Source organism: Pseudomonas sp. BS3782 TE3695, from assembly GCF_050435305.1.
Classification (GTDB): Bacteria; Pseudomonadota; Gammaproteobacteria; order Pseudomonadales; family Pseudomonadaceae; genus Aquipseudomonas.
The window spans coordinates 4,790,244-4,805,867 of the sequence record NZ_JBNDKB010000001.1 but is presented as its reverse complement, the minus strand read 5'-3'; the positions used below and the strand labels follow the sequence as shown (position 1 = coordinate 4,805,867).

General features: G+C 59.0%; 11 protein-coding genes. 5 read left to right on the top strand and 6 right to left on the bottom strand.

Going from position 1 to position 15,624, the window contains the following annotated elements; all coding sequences use genetic code 11:
- Positions 1-106: 106 nt before the first annotated feature.
- Entirely contained in the window at positions 107-2,488 is a 2,382-nt protein-coding gene (locus tag ABH909_RS21590; protein WP_429436893.1) for a phosphoketolase family protein, read from the top strand.
- A 6-nt stretch (positions 2,489-2,494) separates the two neighbouring features.
- Here the strand turns inward: ABH909_RS21590 and ftsH are convergent, their stop codons facing one another.
- Together ftsH and ABH909_RS21580 are read right to left on the bottom strand one after the other, a co-directional pair.
- Positions 2,495-4,321 (bottom strand): ATP-dependent zinc metalloprotease FtsH, encoded by a 1,827-nt coding sequence (ftsH, locus tag ABH909_RS21585; RefSeq protein WP_429436891.1) that lies wholly within the window; start codon positions 4,319-4,321, stop codon positions 2,495-2,497.
- Between the two features lie 152 nt (positions 4,322-4,473).
- On the bottom strand, positions 4,474-5,058 hold the full coding sequence (locus ABH909_RS21580; RefSeq protein ID WP_429436888.1) for a phosphoribosyltransferase family protein: 585 nt from the start codon (positions 5,056-5,058) through the stop codon (positions 4,474-4,476).
- Between the two features lie 155 nt (positions 5,059-5,213).
- Here ABH909_RS21580 and ABH909_RS21575 point away from each other — a divergent pair, with 155 nt between their 5' ends.
- Positions 5,214-5,891 (top strand): dienelactone hydrolase family protein, encoded by a 678-nt coding sequence (locus ABH909_RS21575; protein ID WP_429436885.1) that lies wholly within the window; start codon positions 5,214-5,216, stop codon positions 5,889-5,891.
- A 6-nt stretch (positions 5,892-5,897) separates the two neighbouring features.
- On the opposite strand, the gene ABH909_RS21570 is transcribed toward ABH909_RS21575, so the two are convergent.
- The 3 genes from ABH909_RS21570 to ABH909_RS21560 all read right to left on the bottom strand — a co-directional run bounded on the left by ABH909_RS21570 (position 5,898) and on the right by ABH909_RS21560 (position 8,663).
- A complete protein-coding gene (locus ABH909_RS21570) occupies positions 5,898-7,265 on the bottom strand; it encodes an erythromycin esterase family protein (RefSeq protein ID WP_429436883.1) in 1,368 nt (455 codons plus the stop codon).
- Between the two features lie 267 nt (positions 7,266-7,532).
- Positions 7,533-7,958: a potassium channel family protein gene (locus tag ABH909_RS21565; RefSeq protein WP_429440050.1), complete on the bottom strand. Its 426-nt coding sequence runs from the start codon at positions 7,956-7,958 to the stop codon at positions 7,533-7,535.
- A gap of 57 nt (positions 7,959-8,015) precedes the next feature.
- The gene (locus tag ABH909_RS21560) at positions 8,016-8,663 is read right to left on the bottom strand and encodes a BON domain-containing protein (RefSeq protein ID WP_429436880.1); all 648 of its coding nucleotides are present in this window, start codon (positions 8,661-8,663) and stop codon (positions 8,016-8,018) included.
- Between the two features lie 293 nt (positions 8,664-8,956).
- Between ABH909_RS21560 and ABH909_RS21555 the strand changes: the two genes are divergently transcribed.
- Both ABH909_RS21555 and ABH909_RS21550 read left to right on the top strand, forming a co-directional pair.
- Positions 8,957-10,345, top strand: coding sequence for an MBL fold metallo-hydrolase RNA specificity domain-containing protein (locus ABH909_RS21555; RefSeq protein WP_429436878.1), 1,389 nt, complete (start codon positions 8,957-8,959; stop codon positions 10,343-10,345).
- Positions 10,346-10,389: 44 nt separating this feature from the next.
- Positions 10,390-13,230 (top strand): cation-translocating P-type ATPase, encoded by a 2,841-nt coding sequence (locus tag ABH909_RS21550; protein WP_429436875.1) that lies wholly within the window; start codon positions 10,390-10,392, stop codon positions 13,228-13,230.
- 58 nt (positions 13,231-13,288) lie between these two features.
- On the opposite strand, the gene ABH909_RS21545 is transcribed toward ABH909_RS21550, so the two are convergent.
- A complete protein-coding gene (locus ABH909_RS21545; protein WP_429436872.1) occupies positions 13,289-14,209 on the bottom strand; it encodes a universal stress protein in 921 nt (306 codons plus the stop codon).
- A gap of 441 nt (positions 14,210-14,650) precedes the next feature.
- Between ABH909_RS21545 and ABH909_RS21540 the strand changes: the two genes are divergently transcribed.
- Positions 14,651-15,568: a universal stress protein gene (locus ABH909_RS21540; RefSeq protein ID WP_429436870.1), complete on the top strand. Its 918-nt coding sequence runs from the start codon at positions 14,651-14,653 to the stop codon at positions 15,566-15,568.
- The last annotated feature ends 56 nt before the right edge of the window (positions 15,569-15,624 follow it).

Sequence of the window (15,624 nt, the reverse complement as noted above, 5' to 3'; positions counted from 1 at the left end):
ACGGGGCGGCCGGCGCAAGACTTGATGTAAATCAAGTCTTGCGCATTGCAGACTCCCAGAATTGGCGCATGTTTATCGGTGTACCGAGCCCCTCGCGGAGAACGTCATGAACGATTTTTTGAGTGCCGAGCAACTGGAAGGACTGGATGCCTACTGGCGGGCCTCCAACTATCTGGCGGTGGGGCAGATCTACCTCAAGGATAACCCGCTGATGAAGGAGCCGCTGACGCTGGCGCATGTAAAGCCACGGCTACTGGGGCATTGGGGCACGACGCCGGGGTTGAACCTGATCTACACGCACCTCAACCACCTGATCACGACCCATGACCTGAACATGATCTTCATCGCCGGCCCCGGGCATGGCGGCCCGGCAGTCGTGGCTCAGACCTACATGGAAGGGACGTACACCGAATTCAACCCGTCGGTGGGGTGCAACACCAATGGTTTGACCCGACTGTTTCGGCAGTTTTCCTGGCCCTACGGTATTTCCAGCCATGTGTCGGCGCAGATTCCGGGGTCGATCCATGAAGGAGGCGAGTTGGGTTATAGCCTGGCCCATGCCTACGGCGCCGCGTTCGATAATCCGGATTTGATGGTGGCGTGTGTCATTGGCGACGGCGAAGCCGAAACCGGGACGTTGGCGGCCAGCTGGCACTCAAACAAGTTCCTCAACCCGGCGCGTGACGGGGCTGTGCTGCCGATTTTGCATCTGAACGGGTACAAAATCGCCAACCCGACCGTGCTCTCCAACATCACCGAGGAGGAGTTATCGGCCTTGATGTATGGCTATGGCTACGATCCGTATTTTGTCGAGGGCGATGACCCGGCAGAGGTTCATCAAGCCCTGGCCAGAACGCTGAACACCATGGTGCTGGAGATTCGGGAAATTCAGCGGATCGCGCGCCAACGGCCGCAAACCCGGACACCGGAGAGGCCTTTATGGCCGATGCTGGTGTTACGCACGCCGAAGGGCTGGACCGGGCCGACATTCGTCGATGGTCGTCGGGTCGAAGGCACCTGGCGCGCGCATCAAGTCCCGCTGGCCGATTTCCAGCAACACACGCACTTGCGGCAATTGGAGGAATGGCTCTACAGCTACCGCCCTGACGAATTGTTTGACGCCAATGGCACCTTGCTGCCCGAAATCACCGCCCTGGCGCCAACCGGCCACCAGCGAATGAGTGCCAATCCCCACGCCAACGGTGGGCTGCTGTTACGACCGCTGGAGCTGCCGCGGTTCACCGATTATGCGGTAAACCTCGAGGTGCCCGGTGGTCTGCGTGCGGAAGCGACACGGGTGCTGGGCGCGTTTTTGCGAGACGTGATGAAAGACAATCTGACGTCGAGCAATTTTCGTCTGTTCGGTCCGGACGAAACCGCCTCGAACCGGCTGGACGCGGTGTATGAGGTCAGCGCCAAGGCATGGATGGAGCCGCTGGGCGTCGACGACGTCAATCTGGCGGCCGATGGCCGGGTGATGGAGATTCTCAGCGAACAGGTGTGTGAAGGCTGGCTCGAAGGCTATCTGCTGACGGGCCGGCATGGGCTGTTTTCCTGTTACGAGGCGTTCATCCATATCGTCGACTCGATGTTCAACCAGCATGCCAAATGGTTGAAAACCGCCGCTGAAGTGCCATGGCGCAAACCCATTGCCTCGCTCAACTATTTGCTCACGTCCCATGTCTGGCGCCAGGACCATAACGGCTTTTCCCATCAGGACCCAGGGTTCATTGATCTGGTGGCGAACAAGACCGCGGACGTGGTCCGGATCTATCTGCCGCCCGACGCCAATTGCCTCTTGTCGGTGGCCGATCATTGCCTCAGAAGCCGCAATTACGTCAACGTGATCGTGGCCGGCAAGCAACCGGAATGGCAATGGCTGAATATCGATGCGGCGATTCGTCATTGCCAGGTTGGTATCGGACGGTGGGACTGGGCCTGCCAGGACGATAGCGACCCAGACGTGGTCATGGCCTGTGCCGGCGACGTGCCGACCCTGGAAACCCTGGCCGCGGTCACTTTGCTGCGCGAATACGTGCCGGATTTGCGGGTGAGGGTGATCAATGTCGTCGATCTGATGGTGTTGCAACCGTCGTACCACCATCCCCATGGTTTGGCGGACAACGCATTCGATGAACTGTTCACCGTCGACCGGCCCGTGATTTTCGCCTTCCACGGCTATCCCGCGCTGATCCATCGACTGCTGTACAAGCGCACCAATCACGAAAACTTTCATGTTCGCGGCTTCAAGGACGAGGGGGCGACCACCACGCCGTTCGACATGGCGGTGCTCAATAACCTGGACCGATATCAACTGGCGCTGGATGTCATCGAACGCGTGCCCAGGCTACACGATCAGCTCCAGACTGCCCGGGCGCGTTACTGGGCGACGATGGAGAAGCACAAGCTTTATCTCATCGAACACGGGCAAGACATGCCCGAAGTGATGCAGTGGCAATGGACGCCGGCGGCGGATCACCGGGCATGAGAGGGATCATAGTTTCGGCAGTGGCGGGGCAGGCTTGAGCGGCATCAGCGGCGGGAATTCCTCGGGGGTGAGGGTTTCTTTTTCCAGCAACAGGCGGGCCCCCTCATCGAGGTCGGCCCGACGACTCTGCAGCAATGCCTTGGCCCGTTGATAGGCTTCATCGAGCAGGGCGCGGATCCCCAGGTCGATTTCCCGGGCGGTCTGTTCCGAATAATCTTTCTCGCCCACCGTGGCCATGCGGTCTCCCAGGTACGTTGGGGTTTGCCGCTCCAGCACCGATTGCCCGAGTTCGGCGCTCATGCCGAAGCGGGTGATCAGTTGCCGGGCAATATCAGTTGCACGGACAAGATCATCGGCAGCCCCAGTGGAGATCTGGCCATAAACCAGGTCTTCGGCGGCGCGCCCGGCCATCAGCACGACAATCCGGTCCTTGAGCGTCTGGTAACTGATCAGGAAGTGATCCTCGGTCGGTCGCTGCAGGGTATAGCCGAGCGAGCCGATGGTGCGGGGCACGATCGACACTTTGTGAACCGGGTCCATCGCCGGCAGCGTACTGGCGGCCAGGGCATGGCCCATCTCGTGATAGGCCACCACCCGGCGTTCGTCGGGATCGAGCAGGCTGCTCTTGCGTTCGAGCCCCGCGATGAGGCGCTCTACCGCTGCGGTGAAATCGTTCAGGCTGACCGCTTCGGCGCCGCGTCGAGTGGCGACGATGGCCGCTTCGTTAACCAGATTGGCCAGGTCGGCGCCGGTGAAACCGGTAGTGATCTCGGCGATACGTGCGCCATCGAGCCCTGGCTCCACGGTGACTTTCTTGAGATGGACCTTGAGGATGGCCTCCCGACCTTTGCGGTCGGGGCGGTCGATCAGAATCTGCCGGTCGAAGCGCCCGGCACGCAACAACGCCGGGTCGAGGACCTCCGGCCGGTTGGTCGCGGCCAGCAATACCACGCCCTCGCGGGGATCGAAGCCATCCAGTTCGGCCAGTAACTGGTTGAGGGTCTGTTCCTTTTCGTCATTGCCACCCAGCGTACCGACGCCGCGCATCTTGCCCAGCGCATCCAGCTCATCGATGAAGATAATGCAGGGCGCCGCCTGCCTGGCCTGCTCGAACAGGTCGCGGACCCGGGCGGCACCGACACCGACGAACATTTCGACGAACTCGGAACCGGAGATCGAGAAAAACGGCACACCGGCTTCACCGGCGATGGCTTTGGCCACCAGGGTTTTGCCGGTGCCGGGCGGGCCGACCAGCAAGGTGCCCTTGGGAATGTGTGCGCCCAGGCGTTCGTATCGGGCCGTGTCCTTGAGAAACGAGACGATTTCCACCAGCTCGGCCTTGGCTTCGTCGATGCCCGCGACATCGGCGAAGGTCACTCCGGTGTTGCGTTCGACAAACACCTTGGCCCGGGATTTGCCCACATTCATCAGCCCGCCAAGACCTTGTTTGTCGGCCATCCCGCGAAACAGGAAATGCCAGAACACCATAAGCAGGACAAACGGCAACAACCAGCCCAACAGGCTGTTCATAAAGGTATTTTCAGTGACTCCGGTAAAACCGACGCCCGATTGAGAGAGTTCGGTTGCGAGCGCCGGATCGACCCGCACGGTGGAGAACCGTTCGCGTCCGTCGATGGGCTCATGCAACTTGCCGCTGATCTGGTCCTTGTCGACCCGCAGATCACTGACTTTTTGCTCGCTCAACAGTTGCAGAAACTGGCTGTACGGGAGGGGCTGCACCGCCTGGCGCTCGCCAAAGAAAATCTGCATGAGACTCAGCACGATAAAAGCGATCGCGAAGTAGGACAGATTCCACTGTTCGTTCTTTTTCATGGCCTTGGCTCAGAGTGAGAACTCAGGGGCATTTACAACGGGCCGAGACTGCGCGGTCAGGGTTGTTCCAGCGCCCAGGGGATGAAAAGTCATTGAAACCCTGTTTGGCGCAGACCAGCGGCCGACCCCCTTCTAATAAAGATTAGCCTGCTTCAGCTTCTCCCTCGCGGGTGAGGCGCTGCGCCATGGCGCAGCACTTCAATGCAAAACTCCAGTTCATAAGGTGGCACGTTGCATTCGACGATGTCATGGGCGGCCACTTGCAGGTGCACGCCGACAATATCGGCATGGATCGGCTGCTGGCAGACATGCCGGTCGACCAGTACCGCCGTATAAACCCGACGAGCACCCAGTTGCGCCAAATAAGCACAGGTGCGCAGGAGTGAGTGGCCTTCAAACAGCACATCATCGACAACCAGCAGGGTGGTATTGGCAAGGTCCAGCGTGTTGAGAAGCGGGTTCTCGGTCAGTGCCGTGTGCGCATGCAGCACCTTGAGATCATCGGCATAGCGCTTGACCTTCAACGGGTAGAGAGGCAGCTCTGGCTGGCCGGTCTGATGTGACAGATGTTGCCGTAAACGCTGTGCCAGCGGCTCACCGCGACGCTGGATGCCAACCAGTGCCGCTTGTGCGGGCGGCAACAGGGTTGCGGCCTGGCGCGCCATCGCCTGCAGCACCGAATCGAGTTCATCGCTGTCGTACAAGCGCAACCGCTGATCCGCAGGCAGGTCAGGCATGGCAGTCTCCCGTCCAGAGCCGATGAGTGAATCATAGCGTAAGGGCTTTGTCGGGCATGTGCCCGGGAGGACCAGTGGACAGCAACGAATCTTCAGGGGCTGAATCTAATTCACTGAAGACGTCAGCGGCCCACAGGCTGGAGAAGAGGATTGAAATGATTGAAGCTCGCTATCGAAAGCTGGACCTGGGGGACGTGGCGCTGTCTGCCGACTTGCGTCTGCCCAGGAACGCTGTCGGCCTGGTGGTCTTCGTCCATGGCAGTGGCAGCGGTCGTTCAAGCCCGCGTAATCAACAAGTTGCCGAGTCTTTGGCCAGGCGGAGGCTGGGTACATTACTGTTCGACCTGCTCACGGAGCCAGAGCAATACCTGGATAATCAGACCCGGAAACTGCGTTTCGACATCGAACTGCTTTCCAGACGACTGGTGAAGGTGATCGACTGGATTGGCCAGGATGCCGAACTGCAACAGCTTCGGATCGGATTGTTCGGCGCCAGCACCGGCGCCGCTGCGGCGCTAATCGCAGCGGCCGAGCGTGCGGACCGGGTGTATGCCGTGGTGAGCCGAGGAGGGCGGACCGACCTTGCGGGTGCGGCGCTGGCCCGCGTGAAGGCGCCAACCCTGCAGATTGTCGGTGAGCAAGATCCGGTGGTGATCAATCTGAATGTGCAAAGCAGTCATGCCTTGCGGTGTGAGAAACGTCTGGAAGTCGTGCCGGGCGCTACGCATCTTTTTGAAGAAACAGGCGCGCTTGAAACAGTCGCCAGCCTGGCTGGCGACTGGTTCGAGCGGTATCTGCACGGTGGTGATCCAGTGTCGACCTCCACCGTTTGATGCTTGTCAGACGCCAAATGGAAAGGTTTCGTCTTCCGGTTCCAGCGTTTGGCTTTTTGGCAAGGGCAAGGCCGTCACCGGTTGCGTCTGTTCAATCCAGACCATGGCGTCAAATTGTTCGGCCAGCACCGCCTCGAAGTAGTGACTGCTGCGTTCGGTTTCGGGGCGATAAATCACCCCGATGGCCCGCTCCAGCAGCGGTTCGGACAGGGCTCGACGCAGGTCTTTTCGCTGCGGATCTCGCCAGTCGGTCAATGAAGCCGGCACGCCGGCCTTGAGGAACTGACGCTCCCAACTGTCTGGACGAGATGGCCGGACGTCTTTGATGAGCATCTCGCCATCCCAGTCATCGGCCGCGGCCACTTGGCCACGGTCGGTGCTCATGCCGATCAGCACGACATCGCGCCCATAGGCATTGCGGCACAGCTGCCCGATATTGAACTGCCCCCTCCAGCCCATCTGCGTGGCGGCCGCATTGCCGATATGCGAGTTGTGCGCCCACACCACGGCTTTGGCTTGAGGGCCCCGGTGCTCAAGCAGCGCCTGTAATGTGTCGAACATATGCCGGTCACGCAGGTTCCAGGAGGCGGTCGAACCTCGATAAATCGCGCGGTAATATTGTTCCGCCGCCCGGACGACCCGGGCGTTTTGCGTTGCATTGAAGAACGCCTCATCGTCCTGGACAAGCCCGGCCAACTGTTCGGCGAGCATGGCATTGAGCTGTTCGACCACCGCATGCTCGCAAGGCATTACACCGTCGCGTTCGACAAAGTGGCCGTACAGTGCAGGATCATCCTGCCAAGGCGTCAAACAGCCATAGCGCCGCCGAGCTTCGTGTGCCAGGTGCGGGTCGACTCGGTCCAGATAACTCAGCACTTCATGGATCGAGTTGCGCAAGCTGTAAACATCGAGGCCGCGAAACTCGACGCGGCGTTCAGGCGCGTGTTGATGGTTGTACTGATGCAGCCAGTGGGCGAAGGCTTGCACATCGGTATTGCGCCACATCCAGGTGGGAAACCGGCTGAAGATGTGCCGCGTCCAGGCCGAATGCGCCAGCCCTCGAGCATAACGGTCAACGTGGCCCGCGTCTGGCCAGTCGGCTTCAACGGCAACAATGTTGAACCCGTGCTGCTCGATCAGTCGTTGGGTGATCGCCGCCCGGGTTCGATAGAAATCGCTGGTGCCATGGCTGGCTTCACCGATCATCACCACGCGCGCATCCGCGTAGCGGTCGAACATTTCACCCAATGCGGGCGAATTCAGTTCCGGCAGGGGCTCGGCGTACTGACGCAGAAGCGGGGCGATGGAGGCCTCGTCAACGTGCGTATGCGAGCCATAAAGTGTGTTCAGCATGTCTTGGGAAGGTGTGTTCATGAACGTCACCCCATAAAGGCGGGTTGGCCGTCGTGCCATGCGGCGCGGTATTCACGTCGACTGTCAGGAGCCGCACTGATTTGCACTTTTTGATCTATTTTCACAAGAAAACACGACGGTGTGAATGCTGACTCTTGATTTGTGCATGAACGGCCAAAGCCTGTTTGATCTAGATCAGAAAGAGGCTAGACAGCAATGGAGACTCGCAGGAGCTGTTGCGCCAGATCTGGTTGCACGGCTGTCGGGGTGCAAGGCAAGGGCGGCGGGTTACTTGCGCTTCCAGTACTTCTGCATTTCGATAAACAGAAAGGATGCCGTCCAGGTGATGAGGACCAGACCGGTCAGAGCCTCTAGACCCGTCAGGTACTTGAGGTTGCCCACCGGTGCAATGTCGCCGAAACCGATTGTCGTGTACGTGGTAAATGAAAAGTACACGCAGTCCATCAGTGAACCGTCGAAATTGCCGATCAGGCTGCCCCATTCCCCAGAGCGCACCATCAGGTAATAGACCAGCGCGAAGCACCACACCTCTATGGCATGGGCCAGCAGCGCACCGAACACCCCGACGACAATCCTGAAGCGGCTCCAGAGTTTAAGCCTCGGCAACCAGTCATTGAGGCGTAACAGGCATTCGTAGTGGATCACCACGGCGACGATCACCACCAGCGTATTGATCAATGTGACCGCGAGCATCATGCCCCTCCAGTGAAACGCGGCTGGTGCGATCCACGATTTGCCCAGGTCATTGATTCAGGCGAGAAGCAAATGATCTTCAACCTGCTTCACACCGGGCACCGACCAGGCTGCACGTTCCGCGATCTTGCGTTCGCGCCACAAATGAACCCTGCCTTCAAGCTTCACGACGTCGCCTTCGACCTTGACGTGGATCTCCTTGGCGTCGACTTCGGCATTGCGTTTGAGGGCTTCTTCGATACGTTGCTGGACATCGACTGCATTCACTCGCGCACGAAGGGTCAGCAGGTTGTCGATGCCGACCACTCCGGACAATTTGTGCACGGCCCGCTCCACGGTTTCTTTCTGGTATTGCCAGTCCACTTCGCCTTCAAGGGTGACCCAGCCGTTCTGCACCGTGATTTCGATGTCATCCTCGGGAACGTCTGAGCTCCACGCAATGATGTTCAAGGCCCGGGCTGCGATGGTGTCATCCGCCGTGCCAGCGTTTTTCTCCGGTCTGACCTGAATTTCTTCGGCCAGCGCGCGTACTCCTTTGATGCTTTTTACCGCGCGTTCTGCGTTGATTTTCTGCATGTAGCTCTTGACGTGCCCGGAGAGCGTGACGACGCCGTTGTCCACGGTCACACCGATGTTGGCAGCATCGATATCAGGCTTGAATTCAAGCTCTTCCAGAATATGTTGACGCAAACTCAAGTCGCTCATGGTGATTGCCCTCTGTCCGGTGGATGGCTTACTGCGGGCGCAAAGCCTGGCCCGATCAGTTTTTTTTTACACGTGAACGACATCAAGACATTGAGCTAAATCAACAAGGCTTCTGTGAGTGTGTCCGGCTATCACTAACGGTCATTAATTGACATATATCAGAGCCGCATCGCCCTAGCGCCAGATACTGTTCATCACAACCTGACACTGCCCTGCCGCCATGAGCCGAAAGGAAAAGCATGGCTAAGCGTTTATCCGTCGGGTAAAGCGTTACCTGGCTTGAGGAAATGACGATGCGAATGACATTTCTCGGTGCGGCGGGCACGGTGACCGGCAGCAAGTACCTGCTGGAACACCACGACCATCATGTGCTGATCGATTGCGGTTTGTTCCAAGGCTATAAACAACTGCGTCTGCACAATTGGGACCCTTTCCAGATACCGGTTCGCGACCTCGACGCCATTGTGCTGACCCATGCCCATCTGGATCACAGTGGCTATTTACCGGTGCTGGTGCGCAACGGTTATCGCGGGCCGGTGTATGCCACCCCCGCAACCTGTGAACTGGTGAAAATCCTCTTGCGCGACAGTGGCCGCTTGCAGGAAGAAGAGGCCGAGTTTGCCAATCGCCATGGCTTCTCCAAACATACCCCGGCGCTGCCGCTTTATACCGAGCATGACGCCGAGCAGGCGCTGAAATTGTTGCATCCGGTGGAGTTGCACCACCGGGTCCAGATTGTTCCGGGCATGAGCATCCTGTTGCGCTGCGCCGGGCACATACTGGGCGCCGCCACGGTGGAAGTGGTGGCCGATGGCATGACGCTGGTGTGCTCCGGGGACCTGGGGCGGCCGAACGATCCATTGATGTTCGCCCCGCAAATCATCGAGCAGACTGATTATCTGCTGGTGGAATCGACCTACGGCGACCGACAGCACCCTGTTGAATCCCCGGAGGAGCAACTGGCGCAGGTCATCACCCGCACCGCTTTGCGCCACGGCATCACGCTGGTGCCCTCGTTTGCGGTCGGACGTGCGCAATTGCTGATGTATTACCTGTACAGGCTTGTCCAGGCACGGGCGATCCCGGATCTGCCGATCTACCTCAACAGCCCCATGGCCACTGACGTCACGCGTCTGTACCAGCGTTTTCGCAGTGAACACCGGTTGTCACTGCAAGAGTGCGAGGGCATGTGCCATGTCGCGCATTTCGTGCGCTCGACCCGAGACTCTATCGAACTGGACCAGCAACGCACCCCGGCGGTGATCATCGCCGCCAGCGGCATGGCCACCGGTGGGCGCGTACTTCATCACCCCAAGGCTCTGGCACCCAACCCGTTGAACACGTTGCTGGTGCCGGGCTTCCAGGCGGGCGGTACCCGTGGTGCGCAGATCGTCGCCGGTGCGCCATCGGTGCGTATCCATGGCAAAGATGTGCCGATCCGGGCCGAAGTGGTACCGATGGAAACGCTGTCCGCGCATGCCGATGCGGATGAAATCATGCAGTGGTTGCGCGGGTTCAAACGGCCGCCGAAACACACGTATGTGGTGCACGGGGAACCGAATGCCTCGGATGTACTGCGCCGGCGTATCAGTCTGGAACTGGGCTGGTCGGTTTCGGTGCCGGAGTACCGCGACAGCGTCGAATTAACCCCCGTCGATCAGCCCTCAAGCTCATCACTCTGACATAAACCCCTTGGCCGGTTTTCCGGCAAAGGGCCGGGGATAAGATGAGCAAGACAGTTGAATCTGGCAGCCACGCTATCGCTCACCCTCACCTTGAAGACGTGGGGATGATTGCCCGTGAGCTGGACACTGACATCGGCCTGGGCTTGTCCAATGCACAAGCCCAGGCCCGTCTGAACCGAGACGGGCCCAATGAATTACGGGTTCAACCGGTCAAACCCGCCTGGCATTATCTACTGGCGCAGTTTCAGGATCCGCTGGTGTATCTGCTGCTCGTCGCAGTGGCCATCACCTTGGCCATCTGGTTGCTGAGCGATAACCGCGATTGGCCTGTCGATGCGTTGGTCATCACCCTGATTGTGCTGGCTAATGCGTTCCTCGGGTTTTTCCAGGAAACCCGCTCACAGCGAGCTGTTGCGGCGCTGGCCAAACTGACCCAAACCTCGTCCTCCATCATCCGCGATGGGGCCTTGACGCGTATCCCCAGTGAGCAACTGGTGATCGGCGATCTGCTGGTGTTATCCGAGGGTGATTCGGTGGGCGCCGATGCTCGTCTTGTTCAGGCCAATGCCTTGCGGGTCCTGGAAGCATCGCTGACCGGAGAGAGTGAAGCGGTCTCGAAAAATACAACGTGTTCGAGCACCGAAGTCCCTTTGGCAGAGCGCTCCAATATGGTGTTCAAAGGCACAGCCATCGCCCAGGGGGCGGGGCTCGGCATCGTCACTGCCGTTGGCATGGCGACTGAAGTCGGGGCGATCGCTCATCTGTTGGATGTCACGCCCGAAGAGGTGACATCGCTGCAAAAGGAAGTGCGCGCCATAGGGCGGATGCTCGGTATTGCTGTTCTGCTGATCGCGGCGATTGTCGTTACGGCAGTGCTGATGCTCACTGATGTTCGCACGGTCGACGATGTGCTACGGGTGCTTCTGCTGGGTGTGTCTCTGGCGGTAGCCGCGGTGCCGGAGGGGCTGCCTGCGGTTTTATCACTGGTGCTCGCATTCGGCATGCTGCGGATGGCCCGCAACAAAGCCATCATCAAGCGACTGTCTTCGGTAGAGACCCTGGGGTCTGCATCGGTCATCTGTACCGACAAGACCGGCACGCTGACCCGTTCTGAAATGACCATCCAGCAAACCATGACGGCATCAGGCAAAGGGGTGGTCAGCGGTGTCGGTTACGCCCCGCAGGGTCAGATTCATCATCAGGACCTGCCCATGAGCGGCGGCCCGGTGCACATCGAAAATGTGCTGTTACTGCGTGGCGGAAGCCTGGCTGGCAATGCCGCGCTTGCGCAGCAGGAAGAGGGCACCTGGGTGATTCAAGGTGATCCGACCGAGGGCGCCTTTCTGGTGGCGGAGCGCAAGCTTGATGCCCCGGCACGTAGCAAGGAACGCTTCGAGCGCGTGGCTGAAATACCCTTTACCTCTGATCGAAAAATGATGTCGGTACTGGTCATCGATCATGAGCGCAACGATGAGCGACTACTGATCAGCAAGGGCGCGCCGGATGTGCTTCTTCAACATTGCACACACGTTCAGGTCGGTATGGATGTCGTGCCACTCACCGACGACCTGCGTGCCAAAGCCGTGGCCGATGTGAATGAATTATCGGGTGCCGCTTTGCGCACGCTATCCGTGGCGTACCGTCCGTTGTCACCCGAAGAGGATGTCACGGCCGGTCAACCCCTTGAGAAAGCGCTGGTTTTCATCGGGACGGTCGGCATCAGCGATCCACCGCGCGAAGAAGTCGCGCCAGCCATTGCCGAGGCCCGTCGGGCAGGCATCCGCATCATCATGATCACTGGCGACCATCCGCGAACGGCTGCCCGCATCGCCGAGGATCTGGGCATCATCCAGGCCGGTGGAGGGGCATTGACCGGTGCCGACCTGGATGAACTGGACGATGCGGCCTTGGCCGAGGTGGTCAAATCGACATCTGTTTATGCACGCGTGGCGCCCTCGCATAAGCTGAGGATTGTCGACGCGCTTCAGGCGCAGGGGCATGTGGTGGCGATGACCGGGGATGGTGTGAATGATGCACCGGCACTGAAGTCAGCCGATATCGGCATTGCCATGGGCATCACCGGAACGGAGGTGACCAAGCAGGCGGGAAAAATGATTCTGGCTGATGATAACTTCGCGACCATCGTACTGGCTGTTCGCGAAGGGCGCGGGATTCTGGACAATATCCGCAAGTTTCTTCGTTATTTGCTGTCTTCCAATATGGGGGAAGTTCTAACGGTGTTTCTTGCCGTTGTCGGTGCCGGCGTCATTGGGTTGGTGGATGAGAAGGGCGGGATCATCCTGCCGCTGCTGGCCACACAGATTCTGTGGATCAACCTGATCACTGATGCGGCGCCTGCCATCGCGATGGGGCTTGATCCGTACAGTGAGGATGTGATGACACGCAGCCCGCGCAAGCCAACGGATCGAATTATCGACACAAGCATGTGGAGCGGCGTGCTCCAGGTCGGTCTGGTGATGGCGCTGGCGAGTTTGCTGACGGTCGACTGGATGTTGCCTGGTGGCCTGATACCGGGCGATGAGTCTTTGGTTCAGGCCCGTACTGCCTGTTTTACGGTGCTGGTATTGGCGCAACTGTTCAATGCACTGAGTGCTCGCTCGGAATCAGCCAGTGCATTCATCGGATTATTCGCCAACCAGTGGCTCTGGGGGGCAATAGCCTTGGCGGTGACCTTGCAGATTGCCGTGGTGCACTGGTCACCACTCAACAAGGCTTTCAACACGAGTGCATTGACGCTGAGCCAGTGGGGACTTTGTGTTGCAATGGCCAGCAGTGTTTTCTGGTTCAGTGAGTTGCACAAACTTGTGTTGCGTTTGAGCAGCCCGTGGCGAGAAAAGGACCTGTGCCAAAAACTGTCCTGAGTTTCATGGCGCGGCTCAGCGCCCGACAGGAGTGTCCAAGCGCTGTCGCAGCTTCGCTCTACAGATCTTCAGGTGAAACCACCCATACACTGCACGGCATTTTGTACAGCAGATGCTCCACGGTGCTGCCCACCAGTCGACCCATGCCACGATGGCCGACCCGGCCCATGACAATCACATCGACGTTGTACGCGTCGGCGAAATGGGTAAGGACCTTGGCCGGGTTGCCCATGATCATGTGCTGTTGCTCCGGCGCAATACCGTTGCGTTCGGCCAGTTCTCGGAAGACATCGGCTTGTGCGTCGAACAGTGTCTTGGCTTTGCCTGAAGAGAAAAACGTCGAGCTGTTGTCGAAATCGAACTCGTCCGCGCTGATCGATGACAGGTCATGGGCGTAGATAACATCGAGCTCGGCGTTGCAGGTACTGGCCAGTTTTGACGCCTCGCGCAGAATCCTGTCGTTGAAATCCTTGTACTGAGTGTTGCTGTGGAAGGGATCGACCGCGGCGACGATCTTGCGCGGCAACGCGTGCTGCACATGGCTGACAAAATGCAGCGGAGCCGGGCATTCGCGCAGCAGATGAATGTCCAGGGGCGTGAACATGATCCGTGACAGCAGCGACTCGTATTCCAGAGCCTTGATCAGGACTGCCATCGGCTGTTCTTTGAGGTGAACGAGGATTTCCTGCAACGGTCTTTCAACCCAAACCACCTCAGTGGTGACAGGCACACCGATTTTACGCAAGGGACGGGCCTGTTCTTCGAGCCATTGGCGATGGCGCTCGACATACCCGAGCCGCATCTGCTCCAGCACTTGTCCATTGACCAGATTGGCCGTTGCCAAACCTTCCAGGTAATCGAAGGCGACGATGTGCAGGGCCGCGCCCGCGGCCTTGGCCAACGCGGCGGCTCGGTCGAACGCGGGGCTGTTTTCCATGAGCGGCGAGACGACCAGCATGAAGCGTAATTGCTCAGACATGACAAAACTCCCGTCAAAAACTGCAGAAACACCTGTGCTCCATGGCACCCATGCGTTTGGGCACCGAGGCCATATTTTTTATCCTGTCACTGACAGGGGAAACGGGATTGATCTTTATCAACCTGGCGAGTGATGCCGCATGCGCCCCCGACGTGTGGCGGGAGCGTTGTAGAGCCGTTTCCGGGTTTGTTTCCAGCAAACTGACGATTCGGAAGAACGGTCGACCCGATAACTGACAAAGATCAAATTGCTCGAATCTGGAGCGCTCACTCTGTGGTTCTACCCACTGCATCGAGATGGCCGTGCGCCGAGGTGCCCTATGTCGCAGACACAGCGTTTACTGTTGATCGCTCCTTGCGCCATGATTTGTACTCCGGCGTTCGATCGGGCCGCCATGTTCGCCCGCGCGATGCAATTGCCGATATTGCAAGGAGAGTAGAGGTGAAAATTCAACGTCTGCTCTTGATTGCCCCGACCGAAATGGCTCGCACCCCGGCGTTCGATCGGGCGCGAGCCCTGGCCTGTGCAACCGGTGCAATGTTGCACATCGTCGCTTTCGATCATGTTCAGGCATTGGCGGTGGCCGGCCTGTTCGATCACGATGCGATGGCCCAGGCGCGGGAAGGTTACTTGCAAGTGCATCGACACTGGCTGGAGCAGCAAGCCAGGTTTCAACGATGCGAAGGGTTGCAGGTGACCACTGAAGTGGTCTGGGCCAGACCGAGCCTGGCGCATCTGCTTGAGTATGTGAATGACTTCCACGCGGACCTGGTGATCAAGGACACACACCGCATGTCGGCACTCGACCGCGCCTTCCACCGACCGCTGGACTGGCAATTGCTGCGTGACTGTCCGGCGCCTTTGCACCTGGTCACCGATGCCGCCAATCCAAACCCGTTGAGCATCCTCGCCACCGTCGACCTGTCCCATCTGGAGGCGCTGACCCAAGGGCTTAATGACCGGATTCTCGACCTCGCTTCGACGCTGGCGCAATCCTGCGGCGCCACCTTGCACCTGCTCAACGTCGACGGCTGGTCGCAGTTGGGGGAGTCTGAGGTGAACGTGCCGACAGCGACACTGGATGGCAGTTTAAGAGACGCGGTCATCGATGCTCAGTTGGAGGCCTTCGAGGTGCTTGCCGAGCGCTATGGAGTCGAGAAACAACAGCAACATTTACTGCCCGGGATCCCTCCGGAGGTGATCGCGCATTTTGCACAACGACACGCCTTCGACATGGTAGTACTGGGGACAACCTACCATCGCGGGATCAATATATTCATCGGCAGTACAGCCGAAAAGGTGTTTAACCGATCACCCTGCAGTCTGACGATCATCAAGCCATTGCCCCAGGTCGACTGACAGGTCCTGCCAGTCTCTTTCGCAAAACAACAAAAAGCCCCTGGCCGCTTCCCGGC